This window comes from Clostridium niameyense (assembly GCF_001243045.1).
Taxonomy (GTDB): domain Bacteria; phylum Bacillota; class Clostridia; order Clostridiales; family Clostridiaceae; genus Clostridium_F; species Clostridium_F niameyense.
Map to the genome: position 1 here is coordinate 976,106 of NZ_LN849007.1, position 21,253 is coordinate 997,358.

Annotated in this window: 21 protein-coding genes; 19 read left to right on the top strand and 2 right to left on the bottom strand. The window is 27.8% G+C overall.

What is annotated here, in order from left to right; genetic code table 11:
* The first annotated feature begins 24 nt into the window (after nt 1-24).
* The 14 genes from BN1711_RS05650 to BN1711_RS05715 all read left to right on the top strand — a co-directional run bounded on the left by BN1711_RS05650 (nt 25) and on the right by BN1711_RS05715 (nt 14,231).
* A complete protein-coding gene (locus BN1711_RS05650; protein ID WP_050607208.1) occupies nt 25-297 on the top strand; it encodes a YlmC/YmxH family sporulation protein in 273 nt (90 codons plus the stop codon).
* A gap of 14 nt (nt 298-311) precedes the next feature.
* Nucleotides 312-1,514, top strand: a complete 1,203-nt coding sequence (gene dapG, locus BN1711_RS05655) for an aspartate kinase (protein WP_050607209.1) — start codon at nt 312-314, stop codon at nt 1,512-1,514.
* A 106-nt stretch (nt 1,515-1,620) separates the two neighbouring features.
* Nucleotides 1,621-2,268 (top strand): ClpP family protease, encoded by a 648-nt coding sequence (locus BN1711_RS05660; protein WP_423243706.1) that lies wholly within the window; start codon nt 1,621-1,623, stop codon nt 2,266-2,268.
* Between the two features lie 79 nt (nt 2,269-2,347).
* Entirely contained in the window at nt 2,348-4,594 is a 2,247-nt protein-coding gene (locus tag BN1711_RS05665) for an FtsK/SpoIIIE family DNA translocase (RefSeq protein ID WP_050607211.1), read from the top strand.
* Between the two features lie 89 nt (nt 4,595-4,683).
* Nucleotides 4,684-6,021 (top strand): 30S ribosomal protein S12 methylthiotransferase RimO, encoded by a 1,338-nt coding sequence (rimO, locus tag BN1711_RS05670; protein WP_050607212.1) that lies wholly within the window; start codon nt 4,684-4,686, stop codon nt 6,019-6,021.
* The gene (pgsA, locus tag BN1711_RS05675; RefSeq protein WP_050607213.1) at nt 6,005-6,589 is read left to right on the top strand and encodes a CDP-diacylglycerol--glycerol-3-phosphate 3-phosphatidyltransferase; all 585 of its coding nucleotides are present in this window, start codon (nt 6,005-6,007) and stop codon (nt 6,587-6,589) included. The genes rimO and pgsA overlap by 17 nt, the downstream gene beginning before the upstream one ends.
* A gap of 197 nt (nt 6,590-6,786) precedes the next feature.
* Nucleotides 6,787-7,857: a recombinase RecA gene (recA, locus tag BN1711_RS05680; RefSeq protein ID WP_050608444.1), complete on the top strand. Its 1,071-nt coding sequence runs from the start codon at nt 6,787-6,789 to the stop codon at nt 7,855-7,857.
* A gap of 178 nt (nt 7,858-8,035) precedes the next feature.
* Nucleotides 8,036-9,577, top strand: a complete 1,542-nt coding sequence (gene rny / locus BN1711_RS05685) for a ribonuclease Y (protein ID WP_050607214.1) — start codon at nt 8,036-8,038, stop codon at nt 9,575-9,577.
* 155 nt (nt 9,578-9,732) lie between these two features.
* Nucleotides 9,733-9,993, top strand: coding sequence for a stage V sporulation protein S (locus BN1711_RS05690; protein WP_050607215.1), 261 nt, complete (start codon nt 9,733-9,735; stop codon nt 9,991-9,993).
* A 112-nt stretch (nt 9,994-10,105) separates the two neighbouring features.
* The gene (locus tag BN1711_RS05695; protein ID WP_050607216.1) at nt 10,106-10,972 is read left to right on the top strand and encodes a decaprenyl-phosphate phosphoribosyltransferase; all 867 of its coding nucleotides are present in this window, start codon (nt 10,106-10,108) and stop codon (nt 10,970-10,972) included.
* Between the two features lie 16 nt (nt 10,973-10,988).
* A complete protein-coding gene (locus BN1711_RS05700; protein WP_050607217.1) occupies nt 10,989-12,263 on the top strand; it encodes a glycosyltransferase family protein in 1,275 nt (424 codons plus the stop codon).
* Complete coding sequence (locus tag BN1711_RS05705) at nt 12,260-12,616, top strand: SMR family transporter (protein WP_050607218.1); 357 nt, start codon at nt 12,260-12,262, stop codon at nt 12,614-12,616. The genes BN1711_RS05700 and BN1711_RS05705 overlap by 4 nt, the downstream gene beginning before the upstream one ends.
* Before the next feature lie 59 nt (nt 12,617-12,675).
* Nucleotides 12,676-13,869 (top strand): pyridoxal phosphate-dependent aminotransferase, encoded by a 1,194-nt coding sequence (locus BN1711_RS05710; RefSeq protein ID WP_050607219.1) that lies wholly within the window; start codon nt 12,676-12,678, stop codon nt 13,867-13,869.
* A gap of 104 nt (nt 13,870-13,973) precedes the next feature.
* Complete coding sequence (locus BN1711_RS05715; protein WP_050607220.1) at nt 13,974-14,231, top strand: HPr family phosphocarrier protein; 258 nt, start codon at nt 13,974-13,976, stop codon at nt 14,229-14,231.
* Between the two features lie 30 nt (nt 14,232-14,261).
* Here BN1711_RS05715 and BN1711_RS05720 read toward each other — a convergent pair whose 3' ends face one another.
* Nucleotides 14,262-14,486, bottom strand: coding sequence for a DUF378 domain-containing protein (locus tag BN1711_RS05720; protein ID WP_050607221.1), 225 nt, complete (start codon nt 14,484-14,486; stop codon nt 14,262-14,264).
* Nucleotides 14,487-14,669: 183 nt separating this feature from the next.
* Between BN1711_RS05720 and purB the strand changes: the two genes are divergently transcribed.
* Entirely contained in the window at nt 14,670-16,100 is a 1,431-nt protein-coding gene (purB, locus tag BN1711_RS05725; protein WP_050607222.1) for an adenylosuccinate lyase, read from the top strand.
* Between the two features lie 103 nt (nt 16,101-16,203).
* Here the strand turns inward: purB and BN1711_RS05730 are convergent, their stop codons facing one another.
* Nucleotides 16,204-16,665, bottom strand: coding sequence for a GNAT family N-acetyltransferase (locus BN1711_RS05730; protein WP_082174061.1), 462 nt, complete (start codon nt 16,663-16,665; stop codon nt 16,204-16,206).
* 235 nt (nt 16,666-16,900) lie between these two features.
* On the opposite strand from BN1711_RS05730, the gene BN1711_RS05735 reads away from it, so the two are divergent.
* The 4 genes from BN1711_RS05735 to BN1711_RS05750 all read left to right on the top strand — a co-directional run bounded on the left by BN1711_RS05735 (nt 16,901) and on the right by BN1711_RS05750 (nt 21,225).
* A complete protein-coding gene (locus BN1711_RS05735) occupies nt 16,901-17,113 on the top strand; it encodes a zinc ribbon domain-containing protein (RefSeq protein ID WP_050607223.1) in 213 nt (70 codons plus the stop codon).
* 252 nt (nt 17,114-17,365) lie between these two features.
* On the top strand, nt 17,366-18,238 hold the full coding sequence (locus BN1711_RS05740) for a hypothetical protein (protein ID WP_207204527.1): 873 nt from the start codon (nt 17,366-17,368) through the stop codon (nt 18,236-18,238).
* 697 nt (nt 18,239-18,935) lie between these two features.
* Nucleotides 18,936-19,919, top strand: coding sequence for a sulfide/dihydroorotate dehydrogenase-like FAD/NAD-binding protein (locus tag BN1711_RS05745; RefSeq protein ID WP_050607225.1), 984 nt, complete (start codon nt 18,936-18,938; stop codon nt 19,917-19,919).
* A 28-nt stretch (nt 19,920-19,947) separates the two neighbouring features.
* Nucleotides 19,948-21,225 (top strand): FAD-dependent oxidoreductase, encoded by a 1,278-nt coding sequence (locus BN1711_RS05750; protein ID WP_050607226.1) that lies wholly within the window; start codon nt 19,948-19,950, stop codon nt 21,223-21,225.
* The last annotated feature ends 28 nt before the right edge of the window (nt 21,226-21,253 follow it).

The window sequence follows — 21,253 nt, forward strand, 5'->3', positions numbered from 1 at the left end:
ATAAAATATTAGGGGGACATATTTATGGAAGAAAATATGAAATATTTTAGTGATATGGAGAAATATGAAATTATAAATGTAAATGATGGAGATAAATATGGATTTCTCGAAAGTAATGATGTGGTAATAGATGAAGATGGATATCTAAAGTATTTATTATTAAATAATTCATCAAAGAATTTTGGATTGTTTTCTAAAAGCAGTTTTATAGAGGTTTCTTGGGATTTTGTAAAAAAGATAGGTTCAAGAACTATAATACTTGATGCAGATGGTAAAGATTTAAAAAAAATCCGTTAAGGAGATGAAACAAAATGAAGATATTAGTACAAAAATTTGGAGGAACATCTGTATCTACTCCAGAGAGAAGAAAAATGGTAGTAGATAAAATTATAAAAGCAAAACAAAAGGGATATTATCCTGTAGTGGTAGTATCCGCTATGGGGCGGATAGGACAACCTTATGCTACAGATACGCTAAGATCTTTAGTAGAAGAAGAATTTTTAGAACAAAATACACTAGCTGCTGATTTACTTATGAGCTGTGGAGAGCTTATAAGTACTGTAATTATGAGTGAAGAACTTTACAAAAAAAGCATAAGTGCAGTACCTTTAATGGGAGGTCAAGCAGGAATAATAACAGATAATAACTTTAATAATGCGTCAGTTTTAAAAGTAGAAAGTGATAGAATATTAGACTTATTAAAAAGTGATAAAGTTCCTATAGTAGCAGGATTTCAAGGAAAAAGTGAAGATGGATATATAACGACTTTAGGTCGAGGTGGTAGTGATGTAACAGCAGCACTTTTGGGAGTAGCTTTAAATGCAGAAAAGGTAGAAATATATACAGATGTAGATGGAATAATGACAGCAGATCCAAGAATTGTTTCAGATGCTTCATTAATAAAAGAAATAAGTTATAATGAAGTTTTCCAATTTGCGGATCAAGGGGCTAAAGTGATACATCCAAGAGCAGTAGAAATAGCTATGAAATCTAATATATCTTTAGTAATTAAAAATACTATGAGTGACTGTTCAGGTACTATTATAAATAGTATAGGTGTTCAAAATCCGAGTACGGTAATAACAGGTATAACTCATATGAGTGAAAGAACACAAATTATTGTAGAGCTTGAAAATAACAAGGGAAACATTAATTATAATAAACTTCTAGATATATTAGCATGTAATTCAATAAGTATAGATCTTATAAATGTATTTCCAAAGGAAAAAATATTTACTATAGATTATAAAGATTTTAATAAGTTTAAACTAATAATGAATGAAATGAAGTTGGAGTTTTCTTATATACAAGATTGTAGCAAAATAGCTATAATAGGAAGCAGAATGAGAGGAATACCTGGAGTTATGGCTAAAATTCTAAGAGGTCTTGAAAAGGAAAATATAGAAGTTTTACAAACAGCAGATTCACATACAACTATTTGGTGCCTTGTATCAAAAGAAGATACTAAAAAAGCTATAAAATTACTTCATAATGAATTTAATTTAGGAAATTAATTGAATTATGTATATAAATCCTATCTATGCACAAAATATTTTTAGTGCATAGTAGGAGGTTTTTATAATGGAACAAGAAAAAGAAGCAAAAGAACAGAAACAACAAATGGAATCAATAAAAGAATTAGGAGTTAATAATATACCTAATCAAATTGACAAAATACAGGTATTACCCATTATAGGTCAAATAGAAGGACACATGGTTTTATCCCCACAAACTAAAGCTACTAGATATGAACATTTAATACCACAACTTGTGGCTTTAGAAACCTCAAATGCTGTAGAAGGAGTTTTTATAATATTAAATACTGTAGGAGGAGATGTAGAAGCAGGTCTTGCTATAGCAGAAATGATAAGAAGCTTGAGTAAGCCTACAGTATCTTTAGTTATAGGTGGAGGGCATTCCATAGGAGTACCACTTGCAACTTCGGCAGATTATTCTTTTATCTCTCCAACAGCGACAATGATAGTACATCCTATAAGAATGAATGGTTTAGTGATAGGTGTACCTCAAACTTTTGAATATTTTCATAAAATGCAAGAGAGAATTACAGAATTTATAGTAAGAACATCAAAAATAGAAAAATCTATGCTAGAAAGACTTATGCTTCAGACAGATGAGTTACTAAATGATATGGGAACAATACTTATAGGAAAAAAAGCAGTGGAATATGGATTGATAGATGAGGTAGGGGGAGTAAAAGAAGCTTTAAACAAATTAAACAAATTAATAGAAGAAAAAAAGAAGCCATAGGATATATCCTATGGTGATTTAATGTTATTAAAGGATATTTATCTTCTTCGTAGAATTTATATTTTTGAGGTGATAAAAAGTGCCAAGGAAAAAGAGAAGAACAAAAACCAAAAATAATAATGATATAACAGGTATAGTGCTTATAAGTATAGGCCTTTTTGTGCTTTTTAGTGTTTTTTCACCTTCATCTTCAGGAATAATAGGTACTTTTATAAAAAAGATACTTATAGCTTTATTTGGAATAGGAGCTATAATTTTTCCTTTTATAATAGTTTTTATAGGATTATGTTTTATAGCTAAAAAAAATAAAATAAGTTTTAATAGTAAATTTTATGGTATAGTAATATTTTGCATAAATTCTTTATTGTTTTTGCAGATGCTGATTATTAAAAATTATGGTACAGAAAATATACTAGAAGGTATAAAAAAGTTTTACATAGAGGATAGTATTTTACACGGTGGTATAATCTGTTATTTAGTAGATGTACCTATATATAAATTATTTGGTACCATAGGTTCATGTATATTATTTATAAGTATATATATAATATGTTTTATATTGATATCACAGATTCCATTAAACACAATATTAAAAGCTATAAGGCCTAAAATTTCTTTAAAGGAAAAAATTCTAAAAACAAAATCAAATGATGAAACTTTATGTGATATAAAAGAAGAAGATTCCGTAGATTCAGATGAAAAAGATAAATTTGTAAAAGATATAAATAAAAAAATAAAGATTTTAGATTTTATGAAAAATTCCAAAATAGAAGAGGATAGTGTAGATGTTTTAGAAAATCATAAGGAACAAAATACTAATACGGACTTTTCTATAGATGAACAATTAAATAAAAATTTAAATACTAATGAAAGTAATTCTAACATAGAATATAAATATCCTAAACTAGAGTTACTAAATGAAAACTTAAAATCTAAGTTAAATAAGGAAGATAAAAGAGATTTATTAAGTAATGCTAATAAATTAGCAGAAACTTTAGGAAGTTTTGGAGTAGATGCAAAAGTTAATCAAGTAAGCAGAGGTCCTTCCGTTACAAGATTTGAACTTCAGCCAAGTCCAGGAGTTAAGGTTAGTAAAATAGTAAATTTAGCAGATGATATAGCTTTAAGTTTGGCAGCTCCGGGTGTTAGAATAGAGGCTCCAATTCCAGGTAAATCTGCAGTAGGAATAGAAGTGCCTAATAAAATTTTAACTCCTGTATATTTAAGGGAAGTTATAGAATGTGATGAATTTAAAAAATCTAATAAAGGATTAGCATTTTGTCTTGGAAAAGATATAAGCGGAAGCTGTGTAATCTCAGATTTATCAAAAATGCCCCATCTTCTTATAGCAGGTGCTACAGGATCGGGAAAGAGTGTTTGTATAAATACACTTATAATAAGCATTTTATATAAATATTCTCCAGAAAATGTTAAGCTTTTAATGGTAGATCCAAAGGTAGTAGAGTTAAATGTATATAATGGAATACCACATTTATTAATTCCTGTAGTTACAGACCCTAAAAAGGCTGCAGGAGCATTAAATTGGGCAGTAAATGAAATGACTAAAAGGTACAAGTTATTTGCAGATAATAATGTTAGAAATGTAGAAAGTTATAATAAATTATATGAATCAGGAAAGATAAGTAGCAAACTTCCTTATATAGTTATAATAATAGACGAGTTAGCAGATTTGATGATGGTATGTCCCAATGATATAGAGGATTATATAAGTAGATTAGCACAAATGGCAAGAGCAGCAGGTATGCATTTGGTTATAGCAACACAAAGACCTTCCGTAGATGTAATTACAGGTATAATAAAAGCTAATATACCATCTAGAATATCTTTTGCAGTATCAAGTTCTATAGATTCAAGAACAATATTAGATATGTCTGGAGCAGAAAAGCTATTAGGAAAAGGGGACATGCTCTTTTATCCCGTGGGAGCTTCAAAGCCTACAAGAATACAAGGAGCTTTTATATCAGAAGAGGAAGTAGAGAAAGTAGTATTTTATGTAAAAGACAAACAAGGAGAAGCAGAATATAAAGATGAAATAATAGATGAAATAGATACAGCAACTAATATACAAGAAGGAGATGAAGATGAATTACTTACAGAAGCTATTAGAATTTCTATAAATTTAGGAGAGGTATCTACATCGTTGATACAAAGAAGATTAAGAATAGGATATAATAGAGCCGCTAGGATTATAGAACAAATGGAGGATAGAGGTATAATTTCCGGAAAAGATGGCAATAAACCAAGACAGGTAATAATTAATTCTGATCATCCAGTGTATGGAAAGTATTTCCAAGGAAATCTATAATTTAATATCTATATAATGCTTGTAAAAATCCCTTAGTAGCTTTAAAATATTTGTTGTGACAAAATTAAAATCCAGGAGGGTATAGATTGATGGAAAAAATTAAAATAGCATTAGTCAGCTTAGGCTGTGATAAAAATAGAATTGATTCTGAGATTATGCTTCATAAATTACAAAATTCAGGAGAAATTATAGAAAACCCCAAGAAAGCGGATGTAATTATAATAAATACTTGTGGTTTTATAGAAGCAGCTAAAGAAGAATCTATAAATACAATTTTAGAAATGGCATCTTATAAGGAAAAATATAATTGCAAAGTTTTGGTAGTAACTGGTTGTTTGACTCAAAGATATAAAGGTCAACTTCAAGACCTTCTACCAGAAGTGGATGTCATGCTAGGAGTAAATGATTATGATAAAATAGTAGAAGGTATAAAGAAATATTTATCTACAGGGAAAAAAAGTTGTTATTATAAATATAGTGATGAAAATATAAATGAAGGAAATAGAGTTTTAACTACTCCAAGTTACACAGCTTATGTCAGAATAGCAGAGGGGTGTAATAATTTCTGTACTTATTGCGCTATACCGCGTATAAGAGGAAAGTATAGAAGTAGGAAGAAAGAAAATATATTAAAAGAAATTAAATCATTAGTATCTCAAGGTGTAAAGGAAATAATTTTAATTGCACAAGATACTACTATGTATGGAATAGATTTATATGGTAAAAAGATTCTTCCAGAACTTTTAAGTGAAATTTCAGAAATAGAGGGTGTAGAGTGGATAAGGGTTTTATATTGTTATCCAGAGGAAATAGAAGAAGAACTTATAGTGGAAATAGCCCAAAATGATAAGGTGTGTAAGTATTTAGATATACCAATACAGCATATAAGTAATAATGTATTAAAGAAGATGGGAAGAAAAACTAATAAAGAAACTATTATAAACATAATAAATAAGTTAAGAGAAAATATTAAAGATATAACCCTTAGAACTTCATTAATTGTAGGGTTCCCCGGAGAGACAGAGGAAGATTTTAAAGAACTTAAGAATTTTATAAAAGATATAAAATTAGATAAAGTAGGAGCTTTTAAATATTCTAAAGAAGAAGAAACTCCAGCAGCTAGTATGGATCATCAAATAGATGATGATATAAAGGAACAAAGAGAAGAAGAAATTATGCTTCTTCAACAAGAAATATCTAAAAATATAAATGAAGATAAAATAGGAAGAGTATATAAGGTATTAGTAGAAGGTATAGAAGAGGATATGTATTATGGAAGAAATTACGAAATGGCTCCAGAAATAGATGGACAAATTTTCTTTAATAAAGATGAAAATATAACTATTGGTGATATAATAAAGGTGAAGGTAACCCACAGTTTAGAATATGATTTAATAGGAGTTGTGTGTGATGAATCTTGCAAATAAGCTTACAGTATTAAGAATATTTTTAGTTCCAATATTTCTTATTTTTATAACAGTAAAGAACATACCTTATGGAACCGTAATTGCTACAGTTATATTTATAATAGCATCAGCTACAGATAAATTGGATGGATACATAGCAAGAAGTAGAAATCAAATAACTACTTTTGGTAAAATAATGGATCCTTTAGCAGATAAGCTTTTAGTTACTTCAGCTTTAATTTGCTTAGTGGATTATCAGCTAATACCAGGTTGGGCCGCTATTATAATAATAGCAAGGGAATTTGCAGTAACAGGTCTTAGAACTGTAGCTTCTGCTGAAGGTATAGTAATTGCAGCTAGTAAATGGGGAAAGGCAAAAACTGTAACACAAATAGTAGCTATAATATTTGGACTTATAAACTTGAACTATAATCAAAATACATCTATTTTAACAAATATAATAACTATTAAAAGTACTACACTAATGTATATAACTAACTTTATGATGGCTATGGCTATAATAATAACTATAATATCAGGAGTAGATTATTTTGTTAAAAATAAAAATGTAGTTTTAAAAAATAAATAAAAAACAGTTTATAAAACAAATTGAATGTCAATACTAATAAAAGTTCCTATATAGGAGCTTTTATTTAATATATAGCCTTGCTTTTTATTCATGGCATAAATATAATATTTACCTATATTTGTATTGACCAAGCATAAAAAATAGTATATAATTTTATTAAAACTTATGTTCGAATTAAAAGGAGGTTGATGACTATAATGTCAAATAAGATAAATAATGAGAAGATGAAAGCTATAGAAATGGCTATGGGACAAATAGAAAAACAATTTGGTAAAGGTTCTATAATGAAACTAGGAGAAGATAATATACTGAATATAGAATCAATTTCTACGGGAAGTTTAGATTTAGATATAGCTTTAGGTATAGGGGGAGTTCCTAGAGGAAGAATAATTGAAATATTTGGACCAGAATCTTCAGGTAAAACTACAGTAGCACTTCATATATTAGCAGAGGCTCAAAAAGTTGGAGGAGCAGCAGCATTTATTGATGCAGAACATGCTTTAGATCCAGCATATGCTAAGAATTTAGGAGTAGATATAGATAGTTTAATAGTATCCCAACCGGATACTGGAGAACAGGCCTTAGAAATTACTGAAGCTTTAGTAAGATCTGGTGCTATAGATGTAATAGTTATAGATTCTGTAGCAGCATTAGTACCAAGAGCCGAAATAGAAGGAGAAATGGGAGATGCTCATGTAGGTCTTCAAGCAAGACTTATGTCTCAAGCGTTAAGAAAACTTGCAGGATCTATTAATAAAACAAAATGTGTAGTAATATTTATAAACCAATTAAGAGAAAAAGTTGGTATTATGTTTGGAAATCCAGAAACTACTCCAGGTGGTAGAGCATTAAAGTTTTATTCTTCAGTAAGATTAGATGTAAGAAGAATAGATTCAATAAAACAAGGTGATGAGATACTTGGAAATAGAACAAGAATAAAAATTATAAAAAATAAAGTAGCACCGCCGTTTAAACAAGCAGAGTTTGATATTATGTATAATGAAGGTATATCACAAGTTGGTAATATATTAGATGTAGGTGTAAGGGAAGAAATAGTTCAAAAAAGTGGTTCTTGGTTCTCTTATAAGGATACAAGATTAGGTCAAGGAAGAGAAAATGCTAAACAATTCTTAAAGGATAATCCTAATATATCATTTGAAATAGAAGATGCTATAAGAAAGAAACACAATTTACCAACTGTAGATGTAAATTTTAAAGAAGATAAAACCGAAAAAGAAGAAAAAGCTACAAATAAACAAGGCAAATAAACTTAATAAAATCAATAGCTAAAAAACGTTTATATTAACTTGACAAGGATAAATTTTTAATATAAAATTAAGACAAAATCTGGTTTAGCATATACAGTCCAATTGAATAGTATAACACCTTTTCTAAGCTTCATATTTACTTATATATAGCGAGCAAAATAAGCAAAGGAGGTGTTTTATGGGTTCTATAAAATATATAGTAATTGCCATAGTAATTATAGCAATTCTAATTATTACAAGTTTATATATTATAGATAAAAAAGCAAAAGAAAAATTATCAAAAGCATCACAAGATGCAAGAAAACTAATTGAGGATGCTGAAAGAAATGCAGAATCTAAAAAGAAAGAATCTATATTAGAGGCTAAAGAAGAAGCCCATAGATTAAGAAATGAAGTAGAAAAAGAAACTAGGGATAGACGTAATGAAGTGCAACGTCTTGAAAGAAGAGTAATTCAAAAAGAAGAGGCCTTAGATAAAAAGATAGAGGCTTTAGAGAAAAAAGATGATTCTTTAAACAGAAAGCAACAAAGTTTAGAGGATTTAGAGAAAAATGTTAAAGAACTTCATGAAAAAGAAAGAAAGGAATTAGAAAGAATTTCCGGATTAAGTAGTGAAGAAGCAAAAGGGATATTATTAGAAGAGGTTAGAAAAGAAATAAGACATGAAACTGCAGTAATGATAAAAGAACTAGAAACTAGAGCAAAAGAAGACGCTGACAAAAAGGCAAGAGAAATCATTACATATGCCATCCAAAGATGTGCTGCAGATCATGTAGCTGAAACTACAGTACATGTAGTTAATCTTCCTAATGATGAAATGAAAGGAAGAATAATAGGAAGAGAAGGAAGAAATATAAGAACTTTAGAAACATTAACTGGTGTAGATTTAATAATAGATGATACACCGGAAGCAGTTATATTATCTAGCTTTGATCCAATTAGAAGAGAAATTGCAAGGATTGCTTTAGAAAAATTAATAGTAGATGGAAGAATTCATCCTGCTAGAATAGAAGAAATGGTTGAAAAAGCTAAGAAAGAAGTAGAAAATGATATAAAAGAAGAAGGAGAACAGGCTACTTTTGAAACAGGAATACATGGACTTCATATTGAGTTGATAAGATTGCTTGGAAGATTAAAGTATAGAACAAGTTATGGTCAAAATGTATTAAAACATTCTATTGAAGTATCATATTTAGCAGGTCTTATGGCATCAGAATTAGGCATAGATCCTACATTAGCAAAAAGAGTAGGGTTGTTGCACGATATTGGCAAAGCTGTAGACCATGAAATGGAAGGACCTCATGCAATAATAGGTTCTGAAATAGCTAAAAAGTATAGAGAATCTTCATTAGTAGTTAATGCTATAGGAGCTCACCATGGAGATATGGAACCTCAGTCTTTAGAAGCAGTACTAGTTCAAGCAGCAGATGCTATATCTGCAGCAAGGCCTGGAGCTAGAAGGGAAACCTTAGAAGCTTATATAAAAAGATTAGAAAAATTAGAAGAAATTGCAAATAGTTGTGAAGGTGTAGAAAAGTCTTATGCAATTCAAGCTGGAAGAGAAATTAGAATTATGATTAAACCAGAAATAATAGATGATACAGGATGTATTGAAATGGCTAGAAGTATAGTAAAAGAAATAGAAAGCGAATTAGAATATCCTGGACAAATAAAAGTAAATGTTATTAGGGAAACCCGCGCTATTGAGTATGCTAAATAGGTTTCCAAAATAGGTTCGAAAATAATAAATTCCTTTTAGGTTTTATAAGTTGCTAAAATTTACAAAATTTAAAAGGAATTTTTAATTTTTTGTAGAATACATATACATAAGTAATACTAATAAATATAAATAAAGATAATATAGGAGGTTTACTTATGGAAGTATTAAAAGTTTCAGCAAAATCAAGTCCAAATTCAGTGGCAGGAGCTTTGGCAGGTGTGTTAAGGGAAAGAGGAGCTGCTGAAATACAAGCAATAGGAGCAGGAGCTATAAACCAAGCTATTAAAGCTGTGGCTATAGCAAGAGGATTTGTTGCACCAAGTGGTATCGATTTAATTTGTATACCAGCCTTTACAGATATAGAAATTGATGGCGAAGAAAGAACTGCCATTAAACTTATAATTCAACCAAGATAAAATAATAACTAAAGGACTTGAATTTTATTCAAGTCCTTTAATTTATTTTGAAAATGTGTTAAATTAGATTATGTTGGATTTAGTATAATTAAAAATAATAGAGGAGGAAACTATGAATATTAAATCAGTTATAGAGCTATTAAGGCCTAAGCAATGGATAAAAAACTTTTTTGTTTTTGCGGCAATAATTTTTTCAGGAAATATATTAAATATAGATATATTACAAAATAATATTATTACATTTGTATTATTTTGTTTAACTTCATCCAGCATATATGTATTAAATGATATTGTGGATTTAGAAAAAGATGGAAGACATCCTCAAAAGAAAAATAGACCACTACCAAGTGGAAGGGTCTCTAAAAAAGAGGCAATCTTTACAGATATAGTTATTGTTTGTTTAGTTATATATTTTTCTTATACTAAAGTTAATCATGAAATCATGTTAATTTATTTAATTTATATGTTTGTTAATATACTTTATTCTTTCAAATTAAAGAATGTAGTTATTATAGATGTTATGATTATAACTTTTGGCTTTGTACTCAGAGTAGCAAGTGGTAGTATAGCTACAGGGGTTAATATATCTCCTTGGTTATTTTTATGTACAATTCTTTTGTCTTTATTTTTAGCTTTAAACAAGAGAAAAAGTGAGATAATAACTTTAAAAGACAAGAGTGGAAGCCATAGAAAAATACTCGAAGAGTATTCCGTAGAGTTAATAGATAACATGTTAACAATAGTAACACCCTCTATACTTATATGCTACTGTATTTATACTTTTAATTCGGTTCAAAGTAAAAGTATGATGTATACAATACCTTTTGTATTGTATGGTATATTCAGATATCAATATTTAATGAGTAAACACAATATAGGGGGAAAACCTGAAGATGTATTTGGAAGGGATAAACCTTTCTTATTAAATATGATTTTATGGGTTGTATGTGTTATAGCAATAATATATTTTAAACTATAAGGTAGGTGCAGTTAATATGGACATGTTGTCTGTAACTAGTTATTCTAAAAAAGAACAAAAATCAAATTATTATAGAAATGTAATACTTTTATCATTAATTTTAAGTGTGCTTTGGGTAATATTTATAAATGCAAAACCTTTTTCAGATTTTGATTATTATTATAAATTAGCAACTAATATATCAAAAGGCGGCAAATGGGGAAATACTTATACTTCTGTAGGATATAGCATAATACTTGGGGGAATCTTTAAGATTTTTGGACCTAGTGTGGTTGTAGCTAAAATATTTAATTTAATACTTACTTTTGTAAATAATTTGATATTTTTAGCTATACTTAGAAAGATAGAAATAACTGAAAAACATAGAAAAATCATATTTACCATGTTTGCTTTATTTCCTAACAATATATTTTATAATAGTGTATTAGGTACAGAAATTTTATTTACTACAGTGCTTTTATTAATAACCTATATATATTTTACTGATATGAAATATAAATATATAATTATAGGTATATTAACGGGACTTAATACTATGATAAAACCTTTTTTTATAGCTTATGCTTTTGCTATATTTTTGGTGGAACTTTTAAAGGAGAGAAGTTTATTAAAACCTATTAAGTCTTTTTTAATTATATTTTTAGTAGGAAATATTTGTATAGCTCCATGGATTTATAGGAATACTAAATTAAATGGTCAGTTTACCTATGTATCTAATAATGGAGGAATAGTACTTTATATAAACAATAATTCACAAAATAAAACGGGAATGTGGATGCCTGCTTCAGATGTTAAAGATTCCTTAGTAGAAAAAGATGAATATAAAAGAGCATCCATGACTGAAAAAAATAACATGCTTAAAAAAGAAGCTAAAAAGTGGATAAAATCTCATCCAAAAGAATTTGTGAATTTAGGAGTTAAAAGATTAGTTATTACTTATATGTGTGGAAATGACACATTGTATAGTACCTATGGAAGCAATTTAAGTAAAAATACAAAAATGACATTATTTTATGCTATTAATGTTATAAGGAATTTAGTTTTTATACCGGCTATAATTTATATGATTTTTTATAGTTTATTTATAATAGTAAAGATGATAAAAAGAAAAACCAACAAATTAAATAAATTTAATTTATATTGTACTGTTATTTTTTATATGTTTACTACAGTATATTTTGTAACAGAAGGACAAGGAAGATATGCATTTCCACTAATATTTATAATGGTATATTTTTGGTATTATTTAATAAACCATTTTATTTTAATAATTAAGGAGTTTAAAAGATGATATATTTAATATTAACATCAGTATTTTTAGGAGCTTTAGGACAAGTTTTAGTAAAATATGGGGCTGTAAATTTAGATCTTAATTTTACAGGAAAATATCTAATTCAAAGTATATTATCTATACTTAAAAATCTTCCAGTAATGCTTGGCATAATATCTTATGGCATAAGTTTTTTACTTTGGATAAAGGTTTTAAGTAAAGTAGAATTAAGCTATGCATACCCTATGGTAAGTTTAGGTTATGTGTTAGTAATGATCTTTTCTTACTTTCTATTTAAAGAGAATATAACTCCTTTAAGGATACTAGGAATTGCATGTATAATACTAGGAGTAATTTTAGTTGCAAAGAGTTAAAAAGTTGTTATAGTATTAATTTAAAAATTTTCATAAATTAAAATAACGGGAGGCAATATATGGAATTATCTAAAAAAGCTGTAAAAATCGAACCATCTTTAACTTTAGAAATAACTGCTAAAGCTAAAAAAATGAAATCAGAGGGTATAGATGTAATTGGTTTTGGAGCAGGGGAACCAGACTTTAATACACCAGAAAATATCCAAATAGCAGCTATGGAAGCTATAAAGAAAGGATACACAAAATATACACCTGCCTCTGGAATAATAGAGCTTAAAGAGGCTATAGTAGAAAAATTAAAAAAGGATAATAATATGGTTTATAACACTAATGAAATAATAATAAGCAATGGAGCTAAACAATGCCTTTCAAATTTATTTCAGGCTATTTTAAATGAAGGTGATGAAATAATAATAGCTTCACCTTATTGGGTAAGTTATCCTGAGCTTATAAAATTATATGGTGGGAAACCAGTTTTTGTAAAAACAAAAGAAGAAAATAATTTTAAATATAATATAGAAGACTTAAAAAAAGTTATAACAAATAAAACAAAGGGAATAATAATAAATAGTCCCAATAATCCAACAGGTACTGTTTATAGTAGGGGAGAATTAAAAGATCTTGCAGATTTCGCAAGAGAAAATGATTTAATAATAATATCTGATGAAATATATGAAAAGCTAATATATGGAGACGAAAAACATGTAAGTATTGCTAGTATTTCAAAAGATGCTTATGAAAGAACTATAATTATAAATGGTATGTCTAAAGCCTATGCTATGACTGGTTGGAGAATAGGATATGCTGCAGGACCTAAAGAGATAATTAAGGTTATGTCAAATATACAAAGTCATACTACCTCTAATCCTAATTCTATAGCTCAATATGCTTCTTTGGAGGCTTTAAAAGGAGATACTGAGGCTTTGAATAAAATGGTCTTAGAATTTAAAAAAAGACGAGATTACATGGTAGATAAAATTAATTCTATAGAAGGATTATCTTGTATAGAGCCTAAAGGAGCCTTCTATGTTATGGTGAATATAAATAAAGTTTTAAATAAATCTATTAATAATAGAGTTATAAAAGATTCTTTAAATTTTTCAAAAATACTTTTAGAAGAAGAAAAAGTGGCAGTAGTTCCAGGAATAGCTTTTGGGGTGGACAGTTTTATAAGACTTTCCTATGCAACTTCTATGGAGAATATTGAAAAAGGATTACATAGAATAGAAGTATTCTTAGGAAAATTAAGTTAATTAGAGCTTAATTTATTAAATAAACTCCAATACTGTTGAAATATGTAGAATAAATGGTATAATAATTTAGTGTATATTTAAATTTTATAGAAGAGGTGAACAAAGTGTTAGAAAGAGAAATCACAATAACTAATCCAACAGGATTACATGCAAGACCAGCAACTTTATTAGTAAAGAAAGCTTCATCATTTAAATCAGATTTATTTATCGAATGCAACGGTAAAAAAGCTAATATAAAGAGTCTTATAGGAGTTCTTTCATTAGGAGTAACAAGCGGAGCAAACATAAAATTAATTGCTTCTGGTGATGATGAAACTTTAGCTGTAGAAGAAATTACAAAATTAATAAATACATTAGAATAATTAATAAATAAAGGGCTCTTAAAGAGCCTTTTATTTATTCCCTAAAGAACCTTTTTTTGTTTTAAGGAAGAATAAAAGAGTATAAATGCCAGCAGCTCCTATTATTATATAAATAATTCTTCCTATTAGATTTGCAGGTTCTCCAAATAAGACCCCAACTAAATTAAAGTTAAATAATCCTATAAGTCCCCAATTTATAGCACCTATAACTACCAAAATAAAAGATAGTTTGTCTATAAAACTTAATTTATACATATTGTTATTCACTCCCTAGAATATAATTACATCTTAATAAATTATATTATTTTTAAATAAAAATAGAACATTTATAATAAAAATAAAAAAGCGAATGTTAAAATTGTAAATGAATATAATGTATGTTATAATATGAATAAATAATATAAAATCATAAAATTTGTACATATGGAGGATTGTATAATGAGAAACACATATAACAGCCCTTTAAATAAAAGATACGCATCAAAAGAAATGAGCTATTTATTTTCAGAAGATATGAAATTTAAGACTTGGAGAAGGCTTTGGATAGCTTTAGCAGAAAGTGAGAAAGAATTAGGAATTAATATTTCAGATGAGCAAATACAAGAATTAAAAGCTTGTGTAGATAATATAAATTATGAGGTAGCAGAACAAAGAGAAAAAGAAGTAAGACATGATGTTATGAGTCATGTATATGCCTATGGAGTTCAATGCCCTAAAGCTAAGGGAATAATACATCTAGGAGCTACTAGTTGTTATGTAGGAGATAATACAGATCTTATAATAATGAAAGAAGCTATGAAGGTTATAAAGAAAAAATTAATAAATGTTATAGAGAACTTAAGTAGATTTGCATTAGAGTATAAGGAGTTACCAACATTAGGATTTACTCATTTTCAACCAGCTCAATTAACTACTGTAGGAAAAAGAGCTACTTTATGGATACAAGATTTAGTATTAGATTTAGAACAATTAGAATTTGTTATGGATACATTAAGATTTAGAGGAGTTAAAGGAACTACAGGAACTCAAGCTAGCTTTATGGAATTATTTGATGGTAATGAAGAAAAGGTTAAAGCTTTAGATAAAAAGGTAGCGACTAAAATGGGCTTTTCTAAAGAATTTATGGTAACAGGTCAAACTTATACTAGAAAAGTAGATTCTATAATTTTAAATACTCTATCTGAGATAGCTCAAAGTGCTTATAAGTTTAGCAATGATTTAAGATTGCTTCAAAGTATGAAGGAGATGGAGGAACCTTTTGAAAAAAATCAAATAGGATCTTCAGCTATGGCTTACAAAAGAAATCCTATGAGATCAGAAAGAATGGGATCTTTAGCAAGATACATAATAGTAGATGCTTTAAATCCAGCAATAACTGCTTCTACTCAATGGTTTGAGAGAACTTTGGATGATTCTGCAAATAAGAGAATATCTATAGCAGAAGGATTTTTAGCTTTAGATGGAGTACTTAAACTATACATGAATATATCAGAAAACATGGTGGTTTATCCAAAAGTTATAGAAAGTCACGTAAATCGTGAATTACCATTTATGGCTACAGAAAATATAATGATGGAAGCTGTTAAAAAAGGTGGAGACAGGCAAGAACTTCATGAAATGATAAGAATTCATTCTATGGCGGCGGCTAAAAGGGTTAAAGAAGAGGGAGCATCTAATGATTTAATAGACAGAATAATAGCTGATAAATCTTTTGGACTTACAAAAGAAGAGATAGTATCATCTATAGATCCTAACAAATTTATAGGTAGAGCACCTGGTCAAGTAATAGATTTTATAGAGGAAGTAGTTAATCCAATACTTAAACTTAATAAAGATATATTAGGGGAAAAGGCTGAGATTAACGTATAGTTTAAATATAATAAAAAATAATAGAAAATAATTGTTTCAAATTATTTTCTATTATTTTTTATAAATTAAAGAATATAAGGATAAAAACTATGCTTATAATAAATTAAAGAAGAAGACCCATATAAATTAAATTAGAATAAACACCATCTATAAAGCATTCATTTCTTAATATTCCTTCTTCTTCGAATCCTAAATTTTTATATAACTTTATAGCTGTAGAATTAGTTTCATTAGTTACAAGACTTATTTTTTTAGTTATACCATTAAATTTTGCCCATTCTATAAGGATAGTCATAAGTTCTGTACCTAGACCTAATCCACAATACTTTTGGCTTATAACTATTCCGAATTCTCCAACATGTCTACCTTTAGCTTTTTGAGGGGATTCAACAGTAGCTATACTTATTATTTCATCATTTATTGTAGCTACTAAAACTATTGAATTTTTTTCAGCATTAGTAGATTCTATGAAGTTTTCATAATCATTTAAAGGCATTTTAAATTCATTTTTACCAAAGGAAAGAAAAGTAGTTTCTCCACCTACTACATTATAAAAATTAATCATATTTTGAGCATCTTTTTTTCAGCTTTTCGTATTATAACTTCTGTACCATTTTTTAATAGCATATTTTTCATAATAAATACCCCCATTAATAATATTATTATAAATATAATACTATTGGTCAAGATTTGCAATATTTACATGAAAAATAAATATTTTTAAATTATTATTAATAAATATTTTCATGTTATAATAAATATATTGTAAGATTAAAAAGAAAATAAGGGAGGAAATATATATGGATAAACATCAATATGTATGCCCTAAATGTGGATGTAATAAATATGAAACGGATCAATTTCAAGCTACAGGAGGTAATTTTGCTAAGATATTTGATATTCAAAATAAAAAGTTTATTACTATTAGTTGTTCAAGATGTGGATATACAGAATTATATAAAGGAGAAACTTCAGAGGGATGGAATATATTAGATTTTCTAATATCTAAATAACTTTATTGATAAATATAAATTAAAGTTATTCAATTAAGCAGTTAAAATGGATATTTACATAATAATACTTTAATCGCATAATATATGCTATAATATGGTATATGTATTTTATAATAAGTGTAAAGATATACTAGAATTTTATCTATAAAAGGGGGTAATCTTATAATATACTATGAAGAATTAATTAAGAAAAGGCCACATATAGTTTTTCTAGGATCAGGGGCAAGTATAGCAGCTATAGCTAATGGAGATATGTATGGAAAAAAAATATCTTCTATGAGTGAATTTATAGAAACATCTTTAATAAAGGATACTATTAAGTCTATAGAAACACCTATTAATAGTGACAACTTAGAGGAGATATATTGTGAGTTATATGATAGACCAGAACATAAAGAGTTACTAGATAAATTAGAAAAATATATAGAAGATTATTTTTCAGATTTTAAGATATGTGATAAACCAACAGTCTATGATTTTCTAATATTAGCTCTTACAAAAAAAGATTTAATAGCTTCTTTCAACTGGGACCCATTATTGGTACAAGCATATGAAAGGATAAGTAAAATAACTGATAATTTACCTAAAATAGTTTTTCTACATGGAAACGTTTCCGTAACCAAAGATTCATCAATACCTTTATTATATCCACTAAAGGAGAAAGATTATTATAAAAACAATTCTTTCATTAAAGAGGGTTGGGATATACTTAACTGTTACTTAGAAAAAGCTTATATTGTAACTATTTTTGGATATAAAGCTCCTAATTTTGATAAGGCAGCTATTGATATGTTAAAAAAGCTTTGGAAAAAAGTAGAGGATAGAGATATTGAAAAAATAGATATTATTGATATATCAACTAAAGAAGAGTTAAAAAAGTGTTGGAGTGACTTTACATATACTCACCATTATTCTATTTATAATAACTTTTTTGATTCAACTTTAGGAAGATTTCCTAGAAGAACCTGTGAGTGTGTATTTGATAAAGTAGTTAGATACAAATTTGTTCATAAAAATATGGGATTTAAAGAAGATATGAATTTTAAAAATATACAAGAATTTGTAAAACCTTTAATTGAAGATGAAAAAACTAATAAAGATATACTTAAAAATTTTTATCTATAAAAGAAAATAAATATTTTACTGCTTTAAAATATAGAATGTAATAAAATTGATAAATATGATAAGTTTTTGAAGGACAAAGATTAATAGTGTATAAATAAAAGACGAAAAGCATCCATTTATTTGGGTGCTTTTTATTTAACCTCAATATATTATAAAAATAAGGTTTTAAGAACTTTTATTATAATGGAATTAAGAATTATGATATAATTATTCTTCGTTAATAAATCATATATTGACATAAATCATCTAAATAAATAGTAATATACCACATGTAAATTATAAAAAAGAGTAATGTGATGTGAAGTAATAACAGTTAATATTTATAAATTATATGTACTTTTATTAAAAAATATAAGGAATACATTAAGAAAAATAAATTCAAGTGTTTATTATCTATAATATTATATGAATGTGCAAGAGCAGGAAATTTTTCAATAGATTTGTCAAAAGGATATTCTCTAATAATAAGTTAATCTTATACTAAAAGTAGTTGTAGTAGAAAATTATACCATAAAGTGTTATTGAATTAGTTTGGAATGATACTTAAAAAATTAAATAAAAGAATATATAAAATATGATTCTTACATTAGTATCATATTTTTTTATTTTAAATTTTGAGCTGTTTATTTAATTTTCTGTAACAAAATTAATAAATTAAAAATAGTTTATTATTATAGGACTTTGTGGAGGGAGTTATATGGATTATGAAATAAAGGACTGCATTGATGCTGGCAGTGAATATTGTCCTTGTCATTTAGCAGAAACTGGAGATTGTATTTTATGTTCCCAACTTTCAGGTAAAAAATTTTGTGATTGTATAAATTGGAAAGGGGTTTGTATATATCAAGAATACATGTGGAATGGGAAGAAGGCAAAGGAAGGAAGAAAAAGCTATGAAGGCACTATAATAAAAAAAATTAACATAGAAAATAAAACTACAATTTTTACTATAGCTGTAACTCATAAATTAGCACAAGATTTAATATATCCGGGGAGTTTTGTTTTTTTAAGAAATGAAAAAACTCCTCAATTTTATGATGCTCCTATATCTATAATGGATGTGAATACTGAGGAAAATTGGATAAAAGTAGCTATTGAAACTAGAGGTGTTAAAACTAAAACTATAGTGAACATAGAAGAAAATGAAAAAATAATAGTTAGAGGTCCTTTTTGGAACGGAGTGTTAGGGCTTAAAAATTTATATAAATCAAAAGATGGTGTAAGTATTTTAATTGCTAGAGGAATAGGTCAAGCGCCTATGGTTCCGGTAATGAAAAAACTTTATTCTAACGGCAATAAAATAATAGCTATTATTGATAAATCCTCTTATAAAGACGTATTGATAAAGGAATATTTGGATTTATATAATGCTGCAGTAATAGAAAGCTCTACCTTAGAAAAAGGTGAGCTTACAGAAGAACTTAAAGAAAATATTAAAAATATTATGGATAAAGAAAAAGTAAATCTAATACATTGTGCAACACAAGATATTATAATTTATAAGATTTTAGAGTTTATTGATGGAAAGATAAAAGTAACGTCTTCCAATAATGCAAAAATGTGTTGTGGAGAAGGTGTATGTGGTACGTGTACTGTGAGATATAAAGGGCATATAGTTAAAAGACTTTGTAAAGTTCAAACGGATCCAGAGTATATATTCAAAGAAAGACGATTAATATAATTATTAAATTCTGGAGGTGCTTTTAAAAATGAAAGTAGTAGTAATAGGAGCTGGGTGGTCTGGTTTAGCAGCAGCCATCAGCGCTAAAAAGGCAGGGGCAGAAGTAAGCTTATATGAAAAAACCGATTTAGTTTTAGGTTTAGGAAATGTAGGAGGAATAATGAGAAATAACGGAAGATATACAGCATCAGAGGAACTTATAGCTTTAGGTGCCGGAGATTTAATTCATATTACTGATAAAACCAGTAGACATAAAAATATAGATTTTCCTGGACATAAACATGCATGGCTTTATGATGTTAATAAAATAGAGCCAGAAGTTAGAGGTTATGTAGAATCTTTAGGGATAGATATACACTTTACATCAAGAGTGGTAGATGTTAAAAAAGAAGGATCCAAAATACAAGGAATTTATCTATCAGATGGTACTTATATAGAAGGAGATGCATTTATAGAAACTACAGGATCTACGGGACCTATGGGTAATTGCTTAAGATATGGTAATGGGTGTTCAATGTGTGTGTTAAGATGTCCTGCTTTTGGTCCTAGAATAAGTTTAAGTGCTAGAGCAGGAGTAGATGATCTTCAAGGTGAAAGAGAAGAGGATGTACTAGGGGCGTTTAGTGGATCTTGTAAGTTAGCTAAGGAAACTATGTCTCAGGAACTTGTGGAAGAATTAGATAAAACAGGAGTTCTAGTTTTAAAAGTTCCTAGGGAAGATATAAATTTAGATAAATTAAAAATGAAGGTTTGTCAACAATATGCTCTTAAAGAATTTGCGGAGAATATAGTAATATTGGATACAGGACATGCAAAATTGATGACATGTTTTTATCCACTAGAAAAATTAAGAAAAATAAAAGGTCTTGAAAAAGTTAAGTATATAGATCCATATGCAGGTAGTAAAGGAAATTCTATAAGATACTTATCAGTAGCTCCAAGAACTGATGACATGAAGGTAAAAGAAATAGATAATCTATTTTGTGCAGGAGAAAAGGCTGGATTGTTTGTAGGTCATACAGAAGCTATATGTACAGGAACTTTAGCAGGTCATAATGCAGTAAGATATGCTCTAGGAATGCCTATGTTAATTTTACCGAGAAGTATAGCTATAGGTGATTTAATAGCTTTTGCTAATTATAAATTGAGCACAAAACAGGGTAGAAGAAATAGGTACACATTTGCTGGTGCTGAATATTTCCAAAGAATGAAAGAACAGAATTTATATACTACAGATAAAGAGGAAATAAGAAAGAGAATAACTAAACTTAATTTAGAGGGAGCACTGAGTCAAAAGTTAGTTTAATAATATGTTTTAATATTTTTGAAATATG